The following is a 24043-nucleotide window of genomic DNA, read 5'->3' on the forward strand; positions in this document are numbered from 1 at the left end:
TCTGTGCTCGCCAGCCCCGATCCCTCCGACTCCGGTCGGAGCCGTGGCGGATTTCGCGCTGCGGGTGCCCCCCAATGCCGACTCAGGGTTGCCCCTGAGTGGGCGGCCGGGCGAGGGCGTTCCGCCGGCCGGGACCGATCCTGCACAGTGACGCCGCGTCAGGGTCAACCGCGCGGCGACGTCTCCGGTCACGGTAGGTGACGGCGGCAACCGCGCCGCGTGCCGTGGCGAATCCCCGGGTACGCGGCCCGCGCCGGCCGGCGACGAGGCGCTACGCCCGCGGGCGGACCAGACCCGACTCGTACGCCAGCACCACGGCCTGCACCCGGTCGCGCAGCCCCAGCTTCGTCAGCACGTGCCCGACGTGGGTCTTGATGGTGGTCTCGCTGACCGACAACGCCCGGGCGATCTCGGCGTTGGACAGGCCCCGGGCCACGTGCACGAGCACCTCCCGCTCCCGCTCGGTCAGCGCGCTCAGCGTGCGGGGCGGCGCGGCCGCGGGGTCGGGCAGCGCGTCGGCGAAGCGGTCCAGCAGGCGCCGCAGGATGCGCGGCGCGACGACCGCGTCCCCGGCGGCCACCGTGCGGATCGCCGCCACCAGGTCGTCGGCCGGCACGTCCTTGGCCAGGAAGCCGCTCGCCCCGGCCCGCAGCGCCCCCACCACGTACTCGTCCAGGTCGAAGGTGGTCAGGATCAGCACCCGCACCGGCAGCCGGGCGTCGACGATCGCCCGGGTCGCGGCGACCCCGTCCATCCGCGGCATCCGGATGTCCATCAGCACCACGTCGGGCAGCAGCCGGCGGGACAGCTCCACCGCCTCCAGACCGTCGGCGGCCTCGGCGACGATGTCCAGGTCGTCCTCCGTGCCCAGCACCATCCGGAAGCCGGTACGCAGCAGCGGCTGGTCGTCGGCGAGCAGGATGCGTACCGGCCGTGCCGGCACCGTCGCGTCGGTCACCTGATTCCCCCGTCCCGATCCCCGGTCACGCCGCCGCGCCCCGGGGTTCCACCGGGATCCTCGCCGACACCCGGAAGCCCCCGCCCGGCCGCGCCCCGGTACGCAGGACACCACCGTAGAGGGCGACCCGCTCCCGCATCCCGACGAGGCCGTGCCCGATCCGGTCGCCGTCGGGCCCGGGGCCGCGCCCGGTGTCGGCGATCTCCACGTCGACCGTGTCCCCGTCGAAGCTCAGCAGCACCTGGGCGGTGGCCGCGCCGGCGTGCTTGAGCGCGTTGGTCAGCGCCTCCTGGGTGATCCGGTAGAGGGTCAACGCCACCCCCTCCTCCAGCGTCGCCGGGGTGCCCTCGACCCGCAGGGTCACCGGCAGGCCGGCGTCGCGCACCTGCTCCACCAGCGCCTCGATGCCGGCGAGCCCCGGCTGCGGAGCCAGCTCGGCGGCCGGCTCGGCGTCGGTACGCAGCACGTCGAGCAGCCGGCGCATCTCCCGCAGCGTCGCCCGGCTGGTCTCCTCGATGGTGGCGATCGCCCCGTCGGCCGCGTCCGGGTCCTTCGGCAGCACGCGACGGGCCCCCGTGGCCAGCACCCCCATCACGCTGACGTGGTGCGCGACCACGTCGTGCAGCTCGCGGGCGATGCGGCGGCGTTCGTCGGCGACCGCCCGCTCGGCCAGCGAACGCTGGTTCTCCTCGGCCGCCCGGGCCCGCTCCCGCAGCGCCTCCGTGGAGGCCCGACGGGCGTGCACCGCGCGTCCCACCGAGTACGCCACCGCCCCCACCAGCAGGTTGTTCAGCACCAGGTAGGCGGGACTGACGTTCGCCAGCAGCTCGTCGGGCGGCGGCGCGAGGGCGCTGGTGGTGGCGACCGGTATCCACAGCACCATCGCCGCCACGACCGCCGTACGCGGTGGCCCGGCGGCGGCCGCCGTGTAGGTGAGCACCATGAAGGTCATGCCCTGCGTGGTCGGCGCGGGGCCGAGCAGCAGCGGCACCGCCAGCGTCGCCACCGCCAGCGCGACCGCCGCCCACGGCGCCACCCGCCGCCACGCCACCGGGGCGGCGCAGACCACGCTCCAGCCCAGCGCCGCCAGCAGGCGCCCCGGCCAGTACTCGCGGGGGGTCAACGCGGTGAGCACCACCTCCGCCACGACGAGCCCGCCGGCGAGGAGCACGTCCGCGGCGAGGGGGTGCTGGCGCAGCCACGCCCGGGGGCCCGAAGTCATACCGCGACGCTATCCGCCGTCGCGGCCGATTGATCGTCGCCGGCGGTGAGCCCGGCCTCATCCCTCAGGAGGAGAGCATCTCGTCCCCGTCGGGGCGGCCGACGAGGGTGTCACCCGCCGCGTGAGCGCCAGACGACCGGCCGTGCGGCGGCTGGAACCCGCCGCCGAGCGGCGGAGGACCTCACCGGATGGTGGTGCGCCGGTCAGCCGGTCACTCGTCGGCGCCGGGAGGCGTCGGGCGGGACCGGGCGTCGCGCAGCGGATCCGGCGCCGCCTGCGTCGGGAACGGCGGCGGGGTGCCCCCGAAGGTCGGGCAGAGCGCCTGGTGGCTGCACCAGTCGCAGAGCCGGCTCGGGCGGGGACGGAAATCCTGCTGGGCGGTCGCCTGCTCGATCGCCCGCCACAACGCCACCACGGTGCGCTCGAAGCGCAGCAACTCGTCGGCGTCCGGGGCGTAGTCGCAGACCTCCGAGTCCTTGAGGTAGAGCAGCCGCAGCACCCGGGGGACCACGCCCCGGGTGCGCCAGAGCACCAGCGCGTAGAACTTGAGCTGGAACAACGCCCGGGCCTCGAACGCCTCGCGCGGCGCGCCGCCGGTCTTGTAGTCGACCACCCGCAGCGCCCCGTCGGGCGCCACGTCGAGCCGGTCGACGTAGCCCCGGATCAGCAGCTCCTCGTCGACCACCGCCGAGATCAGGCTCTCCCGCTCGGCCGGCTCCAGCCGGCGCGGGTCCTCCACCGCGAAGTAGCCCTCCAGCAGCCCGGCGGCGGAGCGGAGGAACTCGGCCGCCGCCGGATCGCCGTCGGCGAACAGCGCCGCCAGCTCCGGCTGCTCGGTGACCAGCCGGTCCCACTGCGGGGCCACCAGGTCGCCGGCGGCCGTCGGGGTGCGCCCGGCGGCCGGCAGGTCGAACAGCCGCTCCAGCACCGCGTGCACGAGTGTGCCCCGGGCCTGCTCGACGGTCGGCCGCTCGGGCAGCCGGTCGATGCTGCGGAACCGGTAGAGCAGCGGGCAGGTCTTGAAATCCGCCGCCCGCGACGGCGACAGCGAGGCCCGCACCGTCGCCGGGACATCGGCCGGGGTCGGGGAATGCTGCGTGGTCACCGGTTCCGCCGTCATGCCCGGAAGGTTAGGGCACCGGTGTGACACCACCGCCGTCGCCGCACCGGTGCATGATCGCGTGGCAGGACGGTGCACCAGCGCGTCGCCGCGCCGGCGCCCGGTCCCGTCACCACGCCGGCGCATGATCTCCGCCGCGTAGCATCGATCCGATGGAGCAGACGAGGCGACCGCGCCGCCGGCCCGACGCGCGGGGCGGCCTGACCGTGGGCCGGGTGTTCGGGGTGCCGCTGCACCTCAACGGCTCGATGGTGCTGCTCACCCTGCTGGTGACCGTGCTGTACGCCGAGTTCGCCCGCCGCCAGCTCGACCTGTCCCAGCTCGCCGGCTACCTGATCGGCTTCGGCTTCGTGGTCTCCCTGCTCGGCTCGGTGCTCCTGCACGAGCTCGGCCACGCCCTCACCGCCCGCCGCTACGGCATCGGTGTGCGCGGGATCACCCTGGAGCTGCTCGGCGGCTACACCGAGATGGACCGCGACGCCCCGACGCCCCGGATCGACCTGCTGGTGTCACTCGCCGGCCCGGCCGTCTCCGCCGTGCTCGGCGTCCTCGCGGTCGCCGCCACCCTCGCCCTGCCCGACCGCACCCTGGCCAACCAGCTCGCCTTCCAACTGGCCGTCAGCAACGTCATCGTCGCGCTGTTCAACATGTTGCCCGGCCTGCCGCTCGACGGCGGCCGGGCGCTGCGGGCGGCGGTCTGGGCGGTGACCCGCGACCGGCACCGCGGCACCGAGGTCGCCGGCTGGGTGGGACGCGTCGTCGCCGTCGGCACCGCCGCGCTGGTCGCCCTGCTCACCCTCACCCGCGACCTGGCGCCGCTGGCGCTGCCGCTGATGCTGCTCGTCGCGTTCACCCTGTGGCGCGGCGCCGGGCAGTCGATCCGGATGGCCCGGATCAGTCGCCGCTTCCCGCTGATCGACCTGGCCCGGCTGGCCCGGCCCGTGCTCGTCGTGCCCACCGGCACGCCGCTGGCCGAGGCGCACCGCCGGCGCGCCGACGGGAGCACCCCGGGCGCCGCCCTCGTGGTCACCGACACCGCCGGCCGGCCGGTCGCCCTGGTCGACCCGGCGGCGGCGGACGCCGTGCCCGTGGAACGCCGCCCCTGGCTGGCCGTCGACGCGGTCGCCCGATCCCTGCCCGACCTGCCCGCGATGCCGGTGGGACTCGACGGGGAAGGCGTGATGGAGACCGTGCAGACCCACCCGGGCGCGCAGTACGTGGTGACCTCAGGCGAAGATGTCGTGGGCATTCTGCACATCGCGGATCTGGCTCAGCTCCTCGAACCTCAACGGAAGATGAACACGTGACCGCAACTCCCCCCGCCGCCCCGGCAGACCCGGGTACCCCGGTGCCCGCCGACACCCCGGCGCTGCCCCCCGTGCACCGCGGCCCGTTCCGGATCGGCGACCGGGTGCAGCTGACCGACCCCAAGGGGCGGATGCACACGGTCACCCTGGAGCCGGGCAAGGCGTTCCACACCCACCGCGGCATCCTGGAGCACGACGCGCTGATCGGCCTGCCCGACGGCAGCGTGGTCACCACCACCGGCGGCGGCACCGCGTTCCTGGCCCTGCGACCGCTGCTGTCGGACTACGTGCTCTCCATGCCGCGCGGCGCCCAGGTGATCTACCCGAAGGACTCCGCCCAGATCGTCGCCATGGGCGACATCTTCCCCGGCGCCAAGGTCCTGGAGGCCGGCGCCGGCTCCGGCGCGCTGTCCTGCTCCCTGCTGCGTGCGGTCGGCACGGGGGGCGAGCTGCACTCGTTCGAGGTGCGCGACGACTTCGCCCAGATCGCCCGGCGCAACGTCGAGGCGTTCTTCAACGGGCCGCACCCGGCGTGGCACCTGCACGTCGGCGACGTCGCCGGGTGCGCCGAGACCGGCTTCGACCGGATCATCCTCGACATGCTCACCCCGTGGGAGACCCTCGACATGGTCGAGCGGGCGCTGGTGCCCGGTGGCGTGTTCATCGGCTACGTCGCCACCACCCCGCAGCTGTCCGAGCTGGTCGAGGCGCTGCGTGAGCGCGGCGGCTGGACCGAGCCGCGGGCCTGGGAGTCGCTGGTGCGCGACTGGCACGCCGAGGGTCTGGCCGTGCGCCCGGACCACCGCATGATCGCGCACACCGCGTTCCTCGTCTCCGCGCGTAAGCTCGCCCCCGGCGTCACCGCACCGCCGCGGCGCCGCAAGCCCAGCAAGGGCGCCGAGGCGTACGCCGAACGCCGCCAGGCGCTGCGCGAGGCCGAGGCCGCCAGGCAGGCGGCGGCTGCCTCGGCGCAGCAGGCGGCCGAGGACACGGAACGGCCGTGACGGTGCAGCGGGGCGACGAGGAGTGAACGGACGGATCCCGCCCGTCGGCGCGTGCCGGCGGGCCGGGCACGGGGAGGTGTCATGAGCCGGCCCGGCTTCGGCGGGGGCGACCTGCCGGCGGTGTTCCCGGACTGGTCGCCCTACCAGGACCTCGAATCGGCGGCCCGGGCGTACCTGCGGGACCCCGACGTCGCGCTCGAGGCGCTCGGTGGGGTGCTGCGCGGCGCTTCGGTGCTCGGCTTCACCCTGGAACGCTTCGTCAACGAGGTCAACGGGGTGTGGCAGGAGGTCGTGGTCTGCGACGGCAGCCGCCTCGTCCTCTGGCACGGCGAGGACGTGCCGCCAGAGGAGGGGCCACCGGGCTCGATGACCTCGTCGTTGCGGGTGGTGCCGGTCTCCACGGTGACCGAGGTCGGCTGCCGGCGCCGGCTCACCCGCGCCGAGGACGGCGGGATCCGGGTGGACAGCATCGACGTCTACCTACTGCTCACCTCGCTGGACGAGGCGCCGCCCAGCGACGAGGCGGTGGGCGCGCCCCGGCACGACGCGCTGCGCTTCGGCAAGACCCTCGACGACGGCGGCGCCGGACAGATCGCCCGCCTGGAGGAGTTCGCCCGCCTGGTCGCCTCGGTGGTCGGCCGACCGATGCTCTGAGGCGTACGCCCGGGTGGTCCGCGCAGGCGGGGTTCCCGGACGTCTCGATCCTCCCGCGCGCTCGCGCGGGAGGACCGGGCCGTCAGTCCTCCTCGGCCTCCGGGCCGGCCACCTCGACGCCGTCGCTGCCGCGCACCACGTGGATGCACTCGCCCGGGCACTCCTTCGCCGAGTCGATCACCTCGAGGCGCAGGTGCTCCGGCACGTCGACCCGGCTGCCCGGCGCCATCCGCAGCTCGCCGTCGGGGCCCTTGACGTACGCCAGCCCGTCGACGTCGAACTCGAAGACCTCGGGCGCGTACTGCACGCAGAGCCCGTCGCCCGTGCAGAGATCCTGGTCAACCCAGACCTGCAACTCGTCCGTCACGACCTGCGCCACGGCGCACCCCCCATGTTCTCCCGTCCCACGCCCCGACGGTACCCGAACGCCCGTACCGGCCCCCCGGGCCACCCTTCGCGATCAAGGTTCGGTGACGAGCGCGTTGCGTGGGACCGAATCGGCCTCATAGCGGCTAGTGTTAGGGCAGAACGTTCAAGCCCCCCGGGGAGGTGGGACGTGGCACGCAGCGACGACGCGGACTCGCGCGCCGCACGGTGGGAGAAGGAGGCCCACGATCTCTCCACGCAGGTCGCGTTCCTTCAAGAGGAACTCGCTCTGGTGCGGCGCAAGTTGACCGAAAGCCCCCGACACGTCCGGCAGCTCGAAGAGCGGCTGGCGGCCACCCAGGCACAGTTGGCGCGGCTGACCGAGAACAACGACCGGCTCGTGAGCACCCTCAAGGAGGCTCGCGCGCAGATCGTGACGCTCAAGGAGGAGATCGACCGCCTCGCGCAACCGCCGAGTGGTTACGGCGTCTTCCTTGCGCGGCACGACGACGGCACGGTGGACGTCTTCACCGGCGGACGCAAGCTCCGTGTCGCCGTCTCGCCCTCGCTGGACGTCGCCGAGCTGCGGCGCGGCCAGGAGGTCCTGCTCAACGACGCGCTCAACATCGTCGACGCGTTCGGTTTCGAGCGGGTCGGCGAGGTGGCGATGCTCAAGGAGATCCTCGCGGGTCCCGACGGCAGCCCGGGCGACCGGGCCCTGGTGGTCTCGCACTCCGACGAGGAGCGCATCGTGCACCTCGCCGACACCCTGATCGGTTCGCCGATCCGGGCCGGCGACTCGCTCATGATCGAGCCCCGCTCGGCGTACGCGTACGAGCGGATCCCGAAGAGCGAGGTCGAGGAACTGGTCCTGGAGGAGGTGCCCGACGTCGACTACACCGACATCGGTGGCCTTCACTCGCAGATCGAGCAGATCCGCGACGCGGTGGAACTGCCCTTCCTGCACGCCGACCTGTTCCGCGAGCACCAGCTCCGCCCGCCGAAGGGCATCCTGCTCTACGGTCCGCCCGGCTGCGGCAAGACGCTGATCGCCAAGGCGGTGGCCAACTCGCTCGCGAAGAAGATCGCCGAGCGGGAGGGCAAGGAGAAGCACACCAGCTTCTTCCTCAACATCAAGGGCCCGGAGCTGCTCAACAAGTACGTCGGCGAGACCGAGCGGCACATCCGGCTGATCTTCCAGCGGGCCCGCGAGAAGGCCGGCGAGGGCACACCGGTCATCGTGTTCTTCGACGAGATGGACTCGATCTTCCGGACCCGGGGCTCCGGTGTCTCCTCCGACGTGGAGAACACCATCGTCCCGCAGCTGCTCAGCGAGATCGACGGCGTGGAGGGGCTGGAGAACGTCATCGTCATCGGCGCCTCCAACCGGGAAGACATGATCGATCCGGCGATTCTGCGACCCGGCCGACTCGACGTAAAGATCAAGATCGAGCGGCCGGACGCCGAGGCGGCCAAGGACATCTTCACCAAGTACATCCTCGCCGGGCTGCCGCTGCACCCGGACGACCTGGCCGAGCACGGCGGCGACCCCCAGGCCACCGTCGCGGCGATGATCGACGCGGTCGTGCTGCGGATGTACTCGGAGACCGAGGAGAACCGCTTCCTCGAGGTCACCTACGCCAACGGCGACAAGGAAGTCCTCTACTTCAAGGACTTCAACTCCGGCGCGATGATCCAGAACATCGTCGACCGGGGCAAGAAGATGGCCATCAAGGAGTTCCTCACCTCCGGACGCAAGGGCCTGCGCCTGCAGCACCTCCTCGACGCCTGCGTCGACGAGTTCCGGGAGAACGAGGACCTGCCCAACACCACCAACCCCGACGACTGGGCCCGGATCTCCGGCAAGAAGGGCGAGCGGATCGTCTACATCCGCACGCTCGTCTCCGGCGGCAAGGGCGCGGAGGCCGGCCGGTCCATCGAGACCGCCAGCAACACCGGCCAGTACCTCTGACGGACACCCGCACGGGGCCCGTGGCGCGACGCGCCACGGGCCCCGTCCCGTCCGTGCCCGCCTCTCCGCCCCCGCCGCCCCGGTCCGCCGCGCCCCCATCCGCCGCGCGGCCGACTACGCTCGACGTGACGGGGGACCGGGTCGGGCGAGCGAAGCGGGTAGGTCGATGAGCGTAAGACGGATCATGGGCACCGAGGTCGAGTACGGCATCTCCGTTCCCGGCCAGGCCGGGGCTAACCCCATGGTCACCTCCTCCCAGGTGGTCAACGCCTACGGGGCGCGCCCGGAACTCAACCGGGGCGGCCGCGCCCGCTGGGACTACGAGGAGGAGTCGCCGCTGCGGGACGCGCGCGGCTTCACCTACTCCGGTGCCGCGTACGACCCGGCCGAGGCGCTCGCCGACGAGGACCTCGGGCTGGCCAACGTGATACTCACCAACGGCGCACGGCTCTACGTCGACCACGCCCACCCGGAGTACTCCACACCAGAGGTGACCAATCCGCTGGACGTGGTGCGCTGGGACAAGGCGGGGGAGAGGGTGATGGCCGAGGCGGCCCGGCGCGCCGCCACGATTCCCGGCACCCAGCCGATCCACCTCTACAAGAACAACACCGACAACAAGGGCGCCAGCTACGGCTCGCACGAGAACTACCTGATGCGCCGGCAGACGCCGTTCGCCGACATCGTCGCGTACCTGACGCCGTTCTTCGTGACCCGGCAGATCGTCTGCGGCGCCGGCCGGGTCGGCATCGGCCAGGACGGCGGGCAGAGCGGCTTCCAGATCTCCCAGCGTGCGGACTTCTTCGAGGTCGAGGTCGGCCTGGAGACCACCCTCAAGCGGCCGATCATCAACACCCGCGACGAGCCGCACGCCGACGCCGACAAGTACCGCCGGCTGCACGTCATCATCGGCGACGCGAACCTGTCGGAGATCTCCACCTACCTGAAGGTCGGCACCACGGCGCTGATCCTCACGATGATCGAGGAGAAGGCGCTCGGCCCCGACCTCGGCATCGCCGACCCGGTCAGCGAGCTGCGCGCGGTCAGCCACGACCCGTCCCTGACGCACCGGATGCGGCTGCGCGACGGGCGGCGGCTGACCGCCCTGGACCTCCAGTGGGCCTACTACGAGCGGGTCCGGTCCTTCGTGGACGACCGCTACGGCACCGACGCCGACGAGCAGACCCTCGACGTGCTCGCCCGCTGGGAGCGCGTGCTGGACAGGCTGGGCCGCGACGTCATGCTCTGCGCCGACGAGCTGGACTGGGTGGCCAAGCTGCGGCTGCTGGAGGGCTACCGGGAGCGCGAGCAGCTCGGCTGGGGCTCGCACAAGCTGCAACTGGTCGACCTCCAGTACTCCGACGTCCGCCCGGAGAAGGGCCTCTACCACCGGCTGGTCTCCCGGGGCGCGATGAAGACGCTGCTCGACGACGAGCAGACGCGTACGGCGATGACCGAACCGCCGGAGGACACCCGGGCCTACTTCCGCGGCCGCTGCCTGGCCCAGTACGCCTCCGAGGTCGTTGCGGCCAGCTGGGACTCGGTCATCTTCGACGTCGGCCGGGAGTCGCTGGTGCGGGTGCCGATGATGGAGCCGGAGCGCGGCACCCGCAAGCACGTGGGGGCGCTCTTCGACCGCTGTGCGAGCGCCAAGGATCTGCTGGAGACCCTCACCGGCGGCTGACCGGGTCGACGATTGCCCGTCGGGTGCCGAACGCGGCGCGCGGCGGGCTTTTCGTCGCCTCCGCGAGGTAAGTTGATCGCAGGGCGATCGTGGAGGAGGCAGCAATGGCCACTCGTGACAGCGGCGGGCAGTCGCAGTCGGGCAAGTCGCGTCAGGGCGAGGAGATCGAGGACGTCACCACCGAGGCGAACCCGGAAGTGGCGGAGCGGCACGCCGAGATCACCGAGGACGTCGACGACCTGCTCGACGAGATCGACTCGGTCCTCGAGGAGAACGCCGAAGAATTCGTGCGCGGCTATGTCCAAAAAGGGGGTGAATAGGGTCTAACCGGCATTTCGGACATGCCTCGACAGTGGGATGACCGGAACGGCGAGCGTCTCTGCCGCGACTGCGGCGTGTGGAAGCCCTTAGCGGACTTCTGCGCCAACAGCAGGAGACCAGACGGTCGTGGCAGCTACTGCAAACCTTGCTTCAACGCGCGTTCGAAGGCCAGCTACGCGAAGCGCGTCCGGGAACGGGATGGGCGTGAGGTGCGTCAGCTACCGGCGGTGCCGGAAGGGTACCGCCGGTGTCCGGCGTGCGATGCGGTCAAGGTGCTGGCGGACTTTCCCCGTAACCGATCCGGGCGGGACGGCCACGGCCGATACTGCAAGCCCTGCCACAACGAGAAGGGCAGGGAGTCGCGGACGCGGCTCCACGGCGGCAGTCGCGAGTACCACCTGCGGCGGCGCTACGGCATCGGCGAGAAGGAGTTCCAGGAGCTCCTGGCCGAGCAGGGCGGGGTGTGCGCGATCTGTGGCACACCGGATCCCCAACATCTCGACCACGATCATCGCACCGGGTGGGTGCGCGGGATATTGTGCTTCAACTGCAACGGTGGCCTTGGCCAGTTCCGTGACGATCGGTCGCGGCTGGCCGGGGCGATCACATATCTGAGAGGAACCACGTGGCAGCGGGTTTTGATCCATCCGGGCGTCTACCAGATGTGTTCACCAACGCGGGGACGTCCTCCTTCACCTCGTTCCTGAGCAAGGTGGCCCCCGAGATGTTGCCCGGCCGCCGGCCGCTGCCGCCGGGTATGGCCGCCGACATGGCGCCGCACGCGACCACCATCGTGGCCATCTCGGCCGCCGGCGGTGTCGTGATGGCCGGCGACCGGCGGGCCACCATGGGCAACCTGATCGCCCAGCGCGACATCGAGAAGGTCCACCCGGCCGACGCGTACTCCCTGGTCGGCATCGCCGGCACGGCGGGGATCGGCATCGAGCTGATGCGACTGTTCCAGGTGGAGCTGGAGCACTACGAGAAGATCGAGGGCGCGATGCTCTCGCTCGACGGCAAGGCCAACCGGCTCGCCTCCATGATCCGTGGCAACCTGGGCGCCGCGATGCAGGGTCTCGCGGTGATCCCGCTCTTCGCCGGCTACGACCTGGCCGCGAAGGACCCGGCGCGGGCCGGCCGCATCTTCAGCTTCGACGTCACCGGCGGCCCCTACGAGGAGACCGGCTACGACGCGATCGGCTCCGGCTCGCTCTTCGCCCGGTCGGCGCTGAAGAAGCGCTTCCAGCCGGGACTCTCCATCGACGAGGCGGTCCGGCTCGCGGTCGAGGCGCTCTACGACGCGGCCGACGACGACACCGCGACCGGCGGCCCGGACCTGATCCGGCGGATCTACCCGGTGGTGATGACGGCGACGGCGGAGGGCACCCACCGGCTCACCGACGAGGAGATGTCGGCGATCGCCGAGAGCGTGGTCTCCGGCCGGATGGAGAACCCGGGCGGTTGATCCGCTCCCGCCCGTACCAGTCAGCAGCCGTCAGCACAGCGCCCTAAGGAGAACCGCCGCCGTGGCCATGCAGTTCTACGCCTCGCCCGAGCAGATCATGCGCGACCGCTCCGAGCTGGCCCGCAAGGGCATCGCCCGGGGCCGCAGCGCGGTGGTCCTGAGCTACGAGGGCGGGGTGCTCTTCGTCGCCGAGAACCTCTCCAGCGCCCTGCACAAGGTCAGTGAGATCTACGACCGGATCGGCTTCGCCGCCGTCGGCCGCTACAACGAGTTCGAGAACCTGCGCCGCGCCGGCGTGCGGATGGCCGACCTGAACGGCCTCAGCTACGACCGGCGTGACGTCACCGGCCGGGCCCTGGCGAATGCCTTCGCGCAGACCCTGGGTGCCATCTTCACCGAGCAGTCGAAGCCGTTCGAGGTGGAGATCTGCGTGGCCGAGGTCGGCACCACCGCCGAGGACGACGAGCTCTACCGGCTTACCTACGACGGATCCGTCAACGACGAGCCGGGCCGGATGGCGATGGGCGGGCAGGCCGAGGCGATCACCGGCGTGCTGAAGTCCCACCACCGTCCGGACATGTCGCTGGGCGAGGCGGTGAAGGTCGCGATGCAGGCGCTGAGCAGCGTCGGGGGAGAGGGCGGCGCCGCCCGGACCATCGCCGCCAACCAGTTGGAGGTGGCGGTCCTGGACCGTCGCCGGGTGGGGCGGACGTTCCGCCGGATCACCGGGGCCGCGTTGACCGCGCTGCTCGACGGCGACAAGGCCGAGGAGCCGGTGTCGGCCCGCCCGGAGACGCCGACCTCGCCGACCGAGGAGGCGAAGAAGCCCACCACGTCCGCCGGCTCGGCGGACCTGGAGGGCCGGGACACCCCCGAGGCGTAGCGGGGCACGTCCCGGGTGGCCGGTCGGGCGTGGACACGCCCGACCGGCCACCCGGTGTGGCGCGCGGGTCGAGCGCGGCCCGCGCGCCGTCGTGCAACCCCACCGCGCCCGCCGCCCGCTGTTCCCGGCCGTCTCACGGGTCGCCCGCCGTTCCCGCGCGTTCAAGGGTCACCCCGCGCCGTGCCGGCCGGCTCAGGGGCCCTCCGACGCCGCCGTCCGGGACCCGCCCGCCCGTCGCGGCTCCGCAGCCCGGAGCGTCCAACCGGGACGCCCGGGCGGAAGGGCGGCGGCAGCGACGCACCGCACCCCGCCGGCGGCGTACGGACGAGCGGCCGTGGCCGCCGTGCGCCCGCCGGGACCGGCGCTGGGGTGCCCGGGGTCGACCGTCACCGATCCCGTGTGAGACCGGCACGGTGTGCGCTGCCCATCTGGGGCCTCGGGCGGCTAATGTCTCATCATGGAGCGGCGAATCTTCGGCCTCGAGACCGAGTACGGCGTCACCTGCACCTATCGCGGGCAGCGGCGGCTGTCCCCTGACGAGGTCGCCCGGTACCTCTTCCGCCGGGTGGTGTCGTGGGGCCGGTCGAGCAACGTTTTCCTGCGCAACGGCGCCCGGCTCTACCTGGACGTCGGCTCGCACCCGGAGTACGCCACCCCGGAGTGCGACTCGGTGGTGGACCTGGTCGCGCACGACCGGGCCGGCGAGCGGATCCTGGAGGGTCTGCTCGTCGACGCGGAGAAGCGGCTGCACGACGAGGGCATCGCGGGCGAGATCTACCTGTTCAAGAACAACACCGACTCGGCCGGCAACTCGTACGGCTGCCACGAGAACTACCTGGTGTCGCGGCACGGGGAGTTCGGCCGGCTGGCCGACGTGCTGATCCCGTTCCTGGTCACCCGGCAGTTGATCTGCGGGGCGGGCAAGGTGCTGCAGACGCCGCGTGGGGCGGTCTACTGCCTCTCGCAGCGGGCCGAGCACATCTGGGAGGGCGTCTCGTCGGCGACGACCCGGAGCCGGCCGATCATCAACACCCGCGACGAGCCGCACGCGGACGCGGAGCGCTACCGGCGGCTGCACGTCATCGTCGGCGACTCGAACATGAACGAGGTCACCACGCTGCTGAAGGTCGGCACCGCCGACATCGTGCTGCGGATGATCGAGGCCGGGGTGGTGATGCGTGACCTGACGCTGGAGAACCCGATCCGGGCGATCCGCGAGGTGTCGCACGACATCACCGGCCGCCGCAAGGTCCGGCTCTCCTCCGGCAAGGAGGTCAGCGCGCTGGAGATCCAGCAGGAATACCTGGCCAAGGCGACCGAGTTCGTGGAGCGGCGCGGCGGCGACCAGACCGCCAAGCGGGTGGTGGAGCTGTGGGGCCGGGTGCTCAGCGCGGTGGAGACCGGCGACCTGGAACCGGTGTCGCGGGAGATCGACTGGGTGACCAAGCTGCGGCTCATCGAGCGCTACCAGCGCAAGCACGACCTGCCGCTGTCGCACCCACGGGTGGCCCAGATGGATCTGGCCTACCACGACCTGCGCCGGGGCCGTGGCCTCTACGGGCTGCTGGAGCGGCGCGGCGAGGTGGACCGGGTGGCGACCGATCCGGAGATCTTCGAGGCCAAGGAGACCCCGCCGCAGACGACCCGGGCCCGGCTGCGCGGGGAGTTCATCCGGCACGCCCAGGAGAAGCGGCGCGACTTCACCGTCGACTGGGTGCACCTCAAGCTCAACGACCAGGCGCAGCGCACGGTGCTCTGCAAGGACCCGTTCCGGGCGTACGACGAGCGGGTGGAACGGCTGATCGCCAGCATGTGACGGCGGCGGGCCGGCCCGGTGCGGTGGCGATCACCGTCCGGGCCGGCCGGGCCGGTAGGCTGACCGCGCCATGACGACTTCCGAACCCCCCGAGCGCGGCCAGCAGCGACAGAACTGGGCCGAGCGCCGCCGCGAGAAGATCCGCGCCGAGATCGAGCGCAACCGGCGCGGCGAGTACACGGTGCCCACCTGGGTGCTGGCGCTCGCGCTGGTGCTGATCGTGGGCGCCTGGCTCGCCCTCATCTTCCTGGTCTGACCCCGGCCGACGGCGCGGACGGGCGCCATGGGCCGGGTCGGCTTCCACGCTGGACGCCGAACCAGGTCTCCCCGGCGGCCGCGAAGTGGGGCGCCAGGCCGCCGGTCCGACACGGCCACCCCGGCCGGGGCGACGCCGCATTCTGGAAGTTGTGCCGTCCCGGCTGAGCTGGAACCGTCGTGCCCGTTCGGCATTGTCGGTGACGGGCCACGCGCGCTGCGTGGTCGCGGCAGGGAGGGTGACCGTATGGCACACATCGACCTCGGCCTCGACGAGCGGGAGCATCCGGGCATCAACGGCCCGCTGCGGTTCCGTCCCGAGACGGCCAAGCCGCTCGGCGAGCTGGCGGAGGCGCTGCTGCGTGCCCCGCATCCCACGCTGACGGCGGGGGAGCGGGAGCTGATCGCGGCGTACGTGTCGGGGCTCAACGACTGCAACTTCTGCTGTGCCTCGCACTCGGCCTTCGCGGCGGCGCAGCTGCCCTCGGGCATGCGGCTGGTGGAGCAGGTCCGTGCCGATCCGGCGGCCGCCGAGGTCAGCGAGAAGCTGCGGGCGTTGCTGGACATCGCCGGTGCCGTGCAGCGCAGTGGCCGGGAGGTGACGGCGGACCTGGTCAAGGTCGCCCGGGGCGCCGGCGCGACGGATCTGGAGATCCACGACACGGTCCTGATCGCGGCGGCGTTCTGCATGTTCAACCGGTACGTGGACGGGCTGGGCACGCTGGCCCCGGAGGACCCGGCGGTGTACGAGATGGCCGCCGAGCGCATCGTGCGGTACGGCTACGGGGCGAGCTGACCGACCACCACCGGGTCCCGGCACCTGCCGCTCGGGGGCGGGCGACCGCCGCACCCGCAGGCACCGGGGCCCGGTGGTGGCCGCGGGTCAGGACAGCAGGCGCGCGGCGTGCCGGCCGGCTGCGGCGGCGGCCAGGAAGTAGGCGTGGTCGGCGTCGAGGCCACGACCCATGGTGGACAGCGTCACCGGGGTGTCCCGCAGCGCGGCGTCCAGCCCGTCGGTCGGGACCCGGACGACGGTGTGCCGCGCCGTGAGGGGTGCCAGCGCCGCGTCGACCTCGCCGGCCAGCGCCGGGGCCAGTCCGTCGGGCACGACCAGCTCGGCGGGGGCGAGGGCCACCCGGCCGTACGCGGTCAGGCTGTGGTGCGACACGCCCCGGTGGCGGGGCCGGGGGTCGGCGTCGGAGATCCGCAGCGACCCGATCGGACGCCCGCCCAGCGTGGCGACGGCGTTGACGGCCTCCCCGACGGCCACCCCGGAGAAGCCCCACCGGGTGCCGGTGCCCAGGTTGCCCGGTCCCTGGGCGACGATCGCCACGTCGGCGCGCAGCACGTGCCGGGCGGCCAGCAACCCGCTGTGCACGGTGCTCGCCTCCAGGTCCCCGCCGAACGCCTGGCCGACGGTGACCGTGCCGACGAGGTGGTCGCCCAGCGCGGCGAGGGTGCGGGAGAACCAGGCCGGCAGCGCCCCGCCGTCGGTCAGCAGGTAGGCGACCCGGGCGGCGGGGGCGTCGGCGTGGATGCCGGCCAGGACGGCCGGCAGCGCGGAGTGCAGGTCGGCGGTGACGACGGGCAGGCCGGCCAGGTCGTCGGCGGCCTCCATGACCTCCCGGTGCGGGGACGCATCCTCGTCGACACCGAGCAGGATCGGCTGCAGCGGGGTGTAGCGGGCCTTGACGAGGTGACCGGCGTCGCGGCTGTCGAGGGCCTGCGGCGGGTCCGGGGGCAGCCGGTCGGGCAGCGCCACGACCAGGGCGTATCCGCCGGTGCCGAGGCCCATCAGCAGCGCGCCGGCGTTGAGCAGCACCCGGTCGCCGGGCTCGGGCCGCCCGACGAGCGCGGGGTAGGCCAGGGCGCGTACGGTGCCGCCGTCGGGCAGCTCGACGTCCAGTTCCACCGCCCCGGTCCACTGCCGCCGCAGCGCCGTCACCGTTCCTGACCGCCATCGCACCATGCCCGGCACGCTAGCGTCGCCACCCGCAGCGGGCGCGCCCGGGGCGGTGCGGCCGGTCGTCGGTCAGCCGCCGGGGCCGTCGGGCTCCGGGGCGTCGCCGGTGCGGGTGGGGTCGAGGAAAACGTACCGGATCTGTGGGTAACGGGCGGTGAGCCGCCGCTCGGCCTGGTCGGCGGCGTCCTCGATGGTGGCGCCGCTCGCGTCGTCGTCGAAGTCCACCTTCGCGGCGACCAGGACGTCGCTCGGGCCGAGCTGCATCGTCAGCAGCGTGTCGATGCGCCGCACGGCGGGCAGGCCGGCCAGTTCCTCGGTGATCTCGCCGCGCAGTCGTTCCGGTACGGAGCGGCCGACCAGCAGCGAGATGTTGCTGTGCGCCAGGACGGCGGCCACCACGAGCAGCAGCACGCCGATCAGGATGGAGGCGGCGCCGTCCCAGAACTCGTCGCCGGTGAGCTGGGACAGGGCCACCCCGGCGGCGGCCAGCACCAGCCCGATCAGAGCGGCGCTGTCCTCCAGGAACACCGCCTTCAGGGGGGTGTCGGAGGTCAGGTGCAGGAACCGGCGCGGCGTGGTGCGCCAGCGCCGGGACTCGGCACGGACCTGGTGCACGGCGCGGGCCAGCGAGACCGACTCGATGGCGAACGACACCGCCAGCACTATGTAGGTGACCAGGTAATCGCCGCTGTGCTTGTGCACCAGGATGGTGGTGACGCCGTGGGTGATCGCGAATCCGGCGCCGGCGACGAACGTGAACAGCGCCGCGAGGAACGCCCAGACGTAGCTCTCCTTGCCGTACCCGAAGGGGTGCCGGGCGTCGGCGGGCCGCGCCCCGCGGCGCAACGCGAGGTACAGCAGCACCTCGGTGGTGGTGTCGGCGACGGAGTGCACGGCCTCGGAGAGCATCGCCGCCGACCCGGAGATCACCCCGGCGATGAGCTTGGCCACCGCGATGGCGAGGTTGGCGGCCCCCGCCACCACGACGGTGGCGACGCTCTCGGTCCTGACCTCCGGCTGGGCCACCACGTCACTGTAGGGTCGTCGGTGGCCGGCCGCCCGGCGACCGGTGAACCGGCCGGGCGCGACGCGGGGCACGTCCTGCCCGCGTGGGTGCACGGGCGCGGCGGGTGGGCTGCTAGCGTCTACCGCGTGTCGCGGACCCGCACCGAACGCCTGGTCAACCTGGTTATCTGCCTGCTGTCCACGCGGCGGTTCCTGACCGCCGCGCAGATCGCCGCGACCGTGCCCGGCTACGAGCACGATCCGGATGACGCGCGTGACCACGAGGCCTTCCAGCGCAAGTTCGAGCGGGACAAGGCCGAGCTGCGCGAGCTGGGCGTGCCGCTGGAGACCGGGACGGCGAGCGTCTTCGACGCGGAGCCCGGCTACCGGATCGCCCACCGGGAGTACGCGCTGCCCGACATCCCGCTCGAACCGGACGAGGCCGCCGCGGTCGGCATCGCCGCCCGGCTGTGGCAGCACGCGGGCCTGGCCGCCGCCGCCTCCTCCGGGCTGGCGAAGCTGCGCGCCGCCGGCGTCGACGTGGACCCGCAGGCCACGCTGGGCCTGGAGCCGATGGTCACGGTGGACCCGGCGTTCGCGCCGCTCACCGCCGCGGCCCGGGACCGGCGCGAGGTCAGCTTCGACTACCGGGTGCCTGACCGCGACGACTCGACCCGCCGCCGCCTCCAGCCGTGGGGCGTGGTCTGCTGGCGGGGCCGCTGGTACGTGGTCGGGCACGACCTCGACCGCGAAGCGACCCGCTGCTTCCGGCTGTCCCGGGTGGTCGGCGCGGTCCGGGCGACCGGCGCTCCCGGAGGCTACGAGCCACCGGCCGGGGTCGACCTGATCAGCCACGTGGCCCGCTGGTCGGGGCCGGCGGAGCGCACCGGGCGGGCCACCGTGCTGGTCGCCGCCGGCCGCGCCGCCGGGCTGCGCCGCTGGGCTGTCGACGTCACCGCCTGCCCGGAGGGCGACCGGCTCGTCCTGCCCTACGCCGACGCGGACGTCCTCGCGGGCCAGCTCGTCGGCTACGGCCCGGACGTGCGGGTGCTCGATCCGCCGGAGGTGCGTGACGCGGTGATCCAACGGCTCAAGGAGATCGCCGCCCGGCACGACGACCTCGCGGTCGCCGGGGGTGTCCGGTGACTCGGCCGGCCGCCCGGGGCGGCTCCCGCGCGTCGGCCGATCGGCTGGCCCGGCTGCTGAACCTGGTGCCCTACCTGCTGGCCCGGCCCGGCATCGAGCTCGCCGAGGCGGCCGGGGACCTGGGCGTCACCGAGCGGCAGCTGCGCGAGGACCTGGAGCTGCTGTGGGTGTGCGGGTTGCCCGGTTACGGCCCCGGTGACCTGATCGACATGGCCTTCGACGGCGACCGGGTGACGATCACCTACGACGCCGGCATCGACCGGCCCCTGCGGCTCACCCCGGACGAGGCCCTCGCGTTGGTGGTGGCGCTGCGGATGCTCGCCGAGACGCCCGGGGTGACCAACCGGGAGGCCGTCGAGCGGGCCCTCGCGAAGATCGAGAATGCTGCCGGTGACCTGGTGGCGGCACCGGTCGAGGTCCGGCTGCCCGCCGACACCCGGCGGGTGGCGGAGCTGCGGACGGCCGTCGAGAGCGGCCGGGCGCTGCGCATCACCTACTACACGGCCGCGCGGGACGAGACCACCGACCGCGTCGTCGACCCGCTGCGGATGCTGATGGTCGGCGGGCGGGCCTACGTGGAGGCGTGGTGCCGCCGGGCGGAGGCGGTGCGGCTGTTCCGGGCCGACCGCATCGACGCCGTCGCCGAGTTGGAGGAGCGGGCGGTGGTGCCGCCGCAGGCCCGCCCGCACGACCTCACGGAGGGCGTGTTCCGCCCGTCGCCGGATCTGCCGCTGATCACCCTGCGGATCGGTCGGGGCGAGCGGTGGCTGACCGAGTACTACCCGTGCGAGCGGGTCGAGGCCGGCGGCGGCGACCAGTGGCTGGTGTCGCTGCGGGTCACCGACCTGGGCTGGGCCCGCCGGTTCGTGCTGGGCCTGGGCCCGGACGTGGCGGTGGTCGCCCCGGTCGAGCTGGCCGAGCAGGTACGGGCCGCAGCGGTCGCCGCCCTCGACGCGTACGCGTCGCCGGTGCCGGCCGCGCCACCCGTGCCCGTCGGCGGGCCGGACCCGGCGCGGGCGGTCTCCCCGGCCGACCCGGCGGTCACCGCGGGCACGCAGTAGGCTGACCGCCGTGGTGAAGTGGATCGTGCTCGCGGTGGTGCTGTTCGCGCTCGTCGTGTTCGCCCTGGCCCTGCGGCCGGTGCTGGCGCGGCTGCCCCGGCTGCGTCGCGCGGCCGTTGCCCTGCAACGCCGGGCGACCGAGGCGGAGTCGCTGCGGGAGACCGCCGAGACCCTCCAGGCACGGGCAGAGGCTCTCCAGGAGCAACTCGACACCACCCAGCGGCGGCTGGCCGTGATCAAGGCGAAACGCGGCGGCTGATCGATCGGTGCCCGGTTCCTGCGCGTACCGCTCCGGTTCACGCAGGAACGATCCTGCGGCAGATGGTTGACGGGACGTCCCGCGTTGGTCAAGACTTCACCGGCCGGGACGAACCACCACCACCCGGCGGGGTGGCAGCGGCCGTCGACGGACGTACGATGGGCTGCGGTACACCCCTCACGACGACACAGAGCGACTGGAGCTTCCCATGGGTGCCCTCAAGCCGTGGCACATCGCCGTACTCGTGGTCGTGCTGATCCTGCTCTTCGGCGCGAAGCGGCTCCCTGACGCGGCCCGTTCGCTGGGCCGTTCGCTGCGGATCATCAAGGCCGAGACCAAGAGCCTGCACGACGACGACCGGGACCTCGCCGAGAAGGCCGACGCGCAGTCCGGCTACCAGCCGCTCCCGCCGCAGACCGTCCAGGGTCAGCCGTACGCGCCGCCGCCCGCCGGGCAGCAGCCGCACGTCGCCCCGCAGCAGCAGCCGTACGCACCCCCGGTCAACGACCCGGTGCAGCGCGTCCGCGACAACTGACCGAAGGGCCCGAGACCCGTGGCCTTCGCCCTCAAGAAGCGCGGTCCGAGCAACTTCGAGCGGGCCGCCGACGGCTCGATGACGCTCATCGAGCACATCCGCGAGCTGCGCAACCGGCTGTTCCGCGCCTCACTGGCTATCGCGTTCGGCCTGATCATCGGCTTCCTGCTCGCCCAGCCGGCGTTCGACCTGCTCAAGCAGCCGTACTGCCGGCTTCCCGGCATGATCGTCGACGGTGAGTGCCAGAACTTCCTGCAGCTCGCACCGACCGACGGCTTCGTCCTCAAGCTGAAGCTGGCGCTCTGGATCGGGTTGATCATCGGAGCGCCGGTCTGGCTCTACCAGCTCTGGGCGTTCATCGCGCCGGGTCTGCACCGGCACGAGCGCAAGTGGGCGTACGTCTTCGTGGCGATCGCGGCGCCCCTGTTCGCCGCCGGCGCGGTGCTGGCCTTCTTCGTGGTGGACAAGGGCCTGGCCTTCCTGCTGGAGGCCGGCGTCACCGGCACCGACTCGCAGCTTGAGGTGACCCGGTACATCTCGTTCGTCACCAACATGATCCTGCTCTTCGGGGTCGCGTTCGAGTTCCCCCTCACCCTGCTGATGCTCAACTTCACCGGGGTGGTGAGCGCCCGCCGGCTGCTCAGCTGGTGGCGGGCCGTGGTCTTCATCTGCTTCGCGTTCGCGGCGATCGCCACCCCCGACCCCGGGCCGTTCGGCATGACCCTGCTGGCGCTCTGCCTGTCGCTGCTCTACTTCGTCGCCGTCGGGGTGGCGTTCCTCAACGACAAGCGCAGGGGACGTGGCAAGGAGGTCTACGCGGGCGTCGGCGACGACGAGGTGTCGCCGCTGGAGTTCGACCCCGAGCCGGTGGAGGCCGGGCAGCGGGTGGACGCCAGCGCGCCGATCACGGCCCCCGAGCCGGTCGCCGCGCCGGCGCCGATCGAGCGCCGCTACGACGACATGACCTGACCGGCCAATCGTCCCCGACGACGAACGGACACAAGCCCTCCTTACCGGGGGGCTTGTTCCGTTGCCGCCCCGGTGCGTACGGCACCACGGGCGGCCTCTCTAACGCACGGCGCGTCAGCCGTCAGCACCCAGTCGGCAATCCGTCACGAGGCATCCACGAGCTGCAATCGGGTAAGCAGATCTTTACGATGTGTCGACGTGTCCGACGAGGGAGGTCGCTGTCCAGTGCGTCGCCCGACGTTTGGTCGTCCACCCGTCCCCGGGCCGGAGGCCGCCTCCCCGCTGCGGCGGCCGAGGGTGCCCGTCGCCCGGCTCGTCGTGCGGCGGGGAGCCGCCGTCCCGGCCGCCAGGCACGGCCGCGCCCCGGCGCCGCCCGGGCACCGCGACGGCGCGGCCCTTCCGGCGGGAGCCGACGGCGGGCCGCCTCCCGCGCCGGCCGCCCCGGGTGACCGGTCCCCCGGGGTGAGTGCCCGTCCCGGCTGAGTCCCGGCGGGCCCGCCCGCGCGCTCGTCCGGTCCCTCCGGCCTTTCCGCGCCGCGTCGGGCCACCCGGATGCCCCTGACCGTCGGTCGTCGTTGTCGCGCTTGATGATCCAGTCGTTCCGTCCGGCCGGCCTGCGTAGTCCCGTCAACGGGACCGCCCGTCGCCCCCGCACCCCCCCAAGATCGGAGCTACCCGTTGATCCGCGTCGTCGTTGTCGAGGAGATGGGCCTGCTACGCACCGCGCTGTGCGCGGCACTGTCGAGCGAGGAGGAAATCGAGGTCGTCGCCGAGGTGACCGGGGTGGCGGAGCTGCCCGCCCTGGTGCGCCGGCTCCGGCCGGACGTGGTGCTGGTGGACCTGGCGCCGGACGCCCCGCATCCGGTCGAGGTCGTCGCCGAGATCACCGGGGCGATGCCCGACACCGCCGTGCTGGCCATGGGCCGCCGGTGGAGCCAGCGGATCGTCGGGGACCTGCTGGCCGCCGGCGTACGGGGCCTGGTGGGCAAGGACGCGTCCCTGGAGGCGCTCGTCGACGCCGTCCGGGAGCTCGCCGCCGGGGGGAAGGTCATCGACGCCGCCGCCGCCGTGACGGCGCTGCGCCCCGCGTCGAGCCCGCTGACGCGCCGGGAGGTGGAGGTGCTGCGGGTGGCCGCGGAGGGTCTGCCGCTGAAGGAGATCGCCCGCCGGCTCTACCTGGCGCACGGGACCGTACGCAACCACCTGTCGGCGATCATGCGCAAGACCGGTGCCCGCAACCGGATGGAGGCGGTGTGGCGCGCCCGCCGCGACGGCTGGATGTAGCGGGCCGGCCCCGCCCGCCCGGGCCGGGGCGGGCCAGCGCCGTCCCGCCCCTCGTCCGGCCTGGACGGTGGCGGGTCGCCCGCCGGATACGGCCTGGACAGTGGCGGGTCGCCCGCCGAGCGGAATCTGGCGGGACGTGTTTGAATTCTGACGGTCCGTGATCTGTCTGACGACGCTCCGGAGGGTCAACGGTGATCCGTACCCTGCTCGCTCTCGACGGCGCCCTGGTCCGTGGCGCCCTGTCGCTCGTGCTCGCCGCCGAGGCGGACATCAGCGTGGTGGCGGAACTGGACCGGGGCGACGCCCTGCCACCGGCGGTCCGGACGCAGCGTCCCGACGTGGCGGTCGTGGACCTCGACCTCATCGGCGACACGGGCGTGGCGGGGCACTGCCCGTTGCTGGTGCTCGCCGACCGTCGCCGGGCGCGCAGCCTGCACCGGGTCTTCGTGCCGGGGCGCACGGTCGGGATCCTCGGCGCCGACGTCTCCCCGCACCGGGTGCTGGACGGCATTCGGCGGCTGGCCCGCCGCGAGTCGGTGGTCGACGCCGACCTGGTGATGGCGGCACTGAGCCGGGACAGCCCGCTCACCTCGCGGGAGACGGAGATCCTCGACCTGACCGCGGCCGGGGCGCCGGTCGTGGAGGTCGCCCGGGCGCTCGGGCTCGCCCCGGGAACCGTGCGCAACCACCTCGGCCGGATCGCCCGCAAGGCGGGCGCGCGCACGAGGGTGGAGGCGGTGCGGGTCGCCCGCGAGGCCGGCTGGATCTGACGACGGGCGCCGGCCCCGGGACCG

General features: G+C 73.2%; 24 protein-coding genes and 1 pseudogene. 19 read left to right on the plus strand and 6 right to left on the minus strand.

Going from position 1 to position 24043, the window contains the following annotated elements:
* Positions 1 to 271 precede the first annotated feature (271 nt).
* The 3 genes from ABZ573_RS12610 to ABZ573_RS12620 all read right to left on the minus strand — a co-directional run bounded on the left by ABZ573_RS12610 (position 272) and on the right by ABZ573_RS12620 (position 3300).
* A complete protein-coding gene (locus tag ABZ573_RS12610; protein WP_132237447.1) occupies positions 272 to 958 on the minus strand; it encodes a response regulator transcription factor in 687 nt (228 codons plus the stop codon).
* A gap of 25 nt (positions 959 to 983) precedes the next feature.
* Entirely contained in the window at positions 984 to 2180 is a 1197-nt protein-coding gene (locus ABZ573_RS12615; RefSeq protein WP_358117988.1) for a sensor histidine kinase, read from the minus strand.
* A gap of 211 nt (positions 2181 to 2391) precedes the next feature.
* Complete coding sequence (locus tag ABZ573_RS12620; protein WP_311412759.1) at positions 2392 to 3300, minus strand: RecB family exonuclease; 909 nt, start codon at positions 3298 to 3300, stop codon at positions 2392 to 2394.
* A 152-nt stretch (positions 3301 to 3452) separates the two neighbouring features.
* Here ABZ573_RS12620 and ABZ573_RS12625 point away from each other — a divergent pair, with 152 nt between their 5' ends.
* The 3 genes from ABZ573_RS12625 to ABZ573_RS12635 all read left to right on the plus strand — a co-directional run bounded on the left by ABZ573_RS12625 (position 3453) and on the right by ABZ573_RS12635 (position 6265).
* Complete coding sequence (locus ABZ573_RS12625; protein WP_358117992.1) at positions 3453 to 4607, plus strand: site-2 protease family protein; 1155 nt, start codon at positions 3453 to 3455, stop codon at positions 4605 to 4607.
* Positions 4608 to 4648: 41 nt separating this feature from the next.
* Positions 4649 to 5611 (plus strand): tRNA (adenine-N1)-methyltransferase, encoded by a 963-nt coding sequence (locus ABZ573_RS12630; RefSeq protein ID WP_327031220.1) that lies wholly within the window; start codon positions 4649 to 4651, stop codon positions 5609 to 5611.
* An 81-nt stretch (positions 5612 to 5692) separates the two neighbouring features.
* Positions 5693 to 6265, plus strand: a complete 573-nt coding sequence (locus ABZ573_RS12635) for a hypothetical protein (RefSeq protein ID WP_151457626.1) — start codon at positions 5693 to 5695, stop codon at positions 6263 to 6265.
* Positions 6266 to 6347: 82 nt separating this feature from the next.
* Here ABZ573_RS12635 and ABZ573_RS12640 read toward each other — a convergent pair whose 3' ends face one another.
* A complete protein-coding gene (locus ABZ573_RS12640) occupies positions 6348 to 6644 on the minus strand; it encodes a ferredoxin (protein WP_132237457.1) in 297 nt (98 codons plus the stop codon).
* Positions 6645 to 6821: 177 nt separating this feature from the next.
* Between ABZ573_RS12640 and arc the strand changes: the two genes are divergently transcribed.
* The 9 genes and pseudogenes from arc to ABZ573_RS12685 all read left to right on the plus strand — a co-directional run bounded on the left by arc (position 6822) and on the right by ABZ573_RS12685 (position 15823).
* Positions 6822 to 8603, plus strand: coding sequence for a proteasome ATPase (gene arc, locus ABZ573_RS12645; RefSeq protein WP_151457627.1), 1782 nt, complete (start codon positions 6822 to 6824; stop codon positions 8601 to 8603).
* A 166-nt stretch (positions 8604 to 8769) separates the two neighbouring features.
* Complete coding sequence (dop, locus tag ABZ573_RS12650) at positions 8770 to 10287, plus strand: depupylase/deamidase Dop (RefSeq protein ID WP_151455852.1); 1518 nt, start codon at positions 8770 to 8772, stop codon at positions 10285 to 10287.
* 104 nt (positions 10288 to 10391) lie between these two features.
* Positions 10392 to 10607 carry a ubiquitin-like protein Pup gene (locus tag ABZ573_RS12655; protein WP_088993750.1) on the plus strand — a complete coding sequence of 72 codons (216 nt, stop codon included), beginning with the start codon at positions 10392 to 10394 and terminating at the stop codon, positions 10605 to 10607.
* Positions 10608 to 10628: 21 nt separating this feature from the next.
* Positions 10629 to 11315, plus strand: a complete 687-nt coding sequence (locus ABZ573_RS12660; RefSeq protein ID WP_151455851.1) for an endonuclease VII domain-containing protein — start codon at positions 10629 to 10631, stop codon at positions 11313 to 11315.
* A complete protein-coding gene (gene prcB, locus ABZ573_RS12665) occupies positions 11234 to 12073 on the plus strand; it encodes a proteasome subunit beta (RefSeq protein ID WP_192581475.1) in 840 nt (279 codons plus the stop codon). The genes ABZ573_RS12660 and prcB overlap by 82 nt, the downstream gene beginning before the upstream one ends.
* A gap of 61 nt (positions 12074 to 12134) precedes the next feature.
* Positions 12135 to 12827: pseudogene (gene prcA, locus ABZ573_RS12670) on the plus strand (proteasome subunit alpha); the annotation flags it as partial.
* Between the two features lie 586 nt (positions 12828 to 13413).
* Positions 13414 to 14772, plus strand: a complete 1359-nt coding sequence (gene pafA, locus ABZ573_RS12675) for a Pup--protein ligase (protein ID WP_151455849.1) — start codon at positions 13414 to 13416, stop codon at positions 14770 to 14772.
* A gap of 70 nt (positions 14773 to 14842) precedes the next feature.
* The gene (locus ABZ573_RS12680) at positions 14843 to 15028 is read left to right on the plus strand and encodes a hypothetical protein (protein ID WP_151455848.1); all 186 of its coding nucleotides are present in this window, start codon (positions 14843 to 14845) and stop codon (positions 15026 to 15028) included.
* Between the two features lie 246 nt (positions 15029 to 15274).
* The gene (locus ABZ573_RS12685; RefSeq protein WP_327028278.1) at positions 15275 to 15823 is read left to right on the plus strand and encodes a carboxymuconolactone decarboxylase family protein; all 549 of its coding nucleotides are present in this window, start codon (positions 15275 to 15277) and stop codon (positions 15821 to 15823) included.
* 87 nt (positions 15824 to 15910) lie between these two features.
* Here ABZ573_RS12685 and ABZ573_RS12690 read toward each other — a convergent pair whose 3' ends face one another.
* Together ABZ573_RS12690 and ABZ573_RS12695 are read right to left on the minus strand one after the other, a co-directional pair.
* Positions 15911 to 16996, minus strand: a complete 1086-nt coding sequence (locus ABZ573_RS12690) for a DUF3866 family protein (RefSeq protein WP_358118000.1) — start codon at positions 16994 to 16996, stop codon at positions 15911 to 15913.
* 63 nt (positions 16997 to 17059) lie between these two features.
* Positions 17060 to 18016: a cation diffusion facilitator family transporter gene (locus ABZ573_RS12695; protein WP_358118003.1), complete on the minus strand. Its 957-nt coding sequence runs from the start codon at positions 18014 to 18016 to the stop codon at positions 17060 to 17062.
* A gap of 126 nt (positions 18017 to 18142) precedes the next feature.
* Between ABZ573_RS12695 and ABZ573_RS12700 the strand changes: the two genes are divergently transcribed.
* The 7 genes from ABZ573_RS12700 to ABZ573_RS12730 all read left to right on the plus strand — a co-directional run bounded on the left by ABZ573_RS12700 (position 18143) and on the right by ABZ573_RS12730 (position 24019).
* Positions 18143 to 19141: a WYL domain-containing protein gene (locus tag ABZ573_RS12700; protein ID WP_358118006.1), complete on the plus strand. Its 999-nt coding sequence runs from the start codon at positions 18143 to 18145 to the stop codon at positions 19139 to 19141.
* Complete coding sequence (locus tag ABZ573_RS12705) at positions 19138 to 20202, plus strand: YafY family protein (RefSeq protein ID WP_311412750.1); 1065 nt, start codon at positions 19138 to 19140, stop codon at positions 20200 to 20202. The genes ABZ573_RS12700 and ABZ573_RS12705 overlap by 4 nt, the downstream gene beginning before the upstream one ends.
* Positions 20203 to 20212: 10 nt before the next feature.
* Positions 20213 to 20461 (plus strand): DUF5320 domain-containing protein, encoded by a 249-nt coding sequence (locus ABZ573_RS12710; RefSeq protein WP_151455842.1) that lies wholly within the window; start codon positions 20213 to 20215, stop codon positions 20459 to 20461.
* A 208-nt stretch (positions 20462 to 20669) separates the two neighbouring features.
* Entirely contained in the window at positions 20670 to 20996 is a 327-nt protein-coding gene (gene tatA, locus ABZ573_RS12715) for a Sec-independent protein translocase subunit TatA (RefSeq protein WP_121398247.1), read from the plus strand.
* Between the two features lie 18 nt (positions 20997 to 21014).
* On the plus strand, positions 21015 to 21965 hold the full coding sequence (tatC, locus tag ABZ573_RS12720) for a twin-arginine translocase subunit TatC (protein ID WP_151455841.1): 951 nt from the start codon (positions 21015 to 21017) through the stop codon (positions 21963 to 21965).
* Positions 21966 to 22643: 678 nt separating this feature from the next.
* Positions 22644 to 23249, plus strand: coding sequence for a response regulator transcription factor (locus ABZ573_RS12725; RefSeq protein WP_225852331.1), 606 nt, complete (start codon positions 22644 to 22646; stop codon positions 23247 to 23249).
* A 191-nt stretch (positions 23250 to 23440) separates the two neighbouring features.
* Positions 23441 to 24019: a response regulator transcription factor gene (locus ABZ573_RS12730; RefSeq protein ID WP_151455839.1), complete on the plus strand. Its 579-nt coding sequence runs from the start codon at positions 23441 to 23443 to the stop codon at positions 24017 to 24019.
* The last annotated feature ends 24 nt before the right edge of the window (positions 24020 to 24043 follow it).

This window comes from Micromonospora sp. NPDC007220 (genome assembly GCF_040634035.1).
Taxonomy (GTDB): Bacteria; Actinomycetota; Actinomycetes; order Mycobacteriales; family Micromonosporaceae; genus Micromonospora; species Micromonospora reichwaldensis.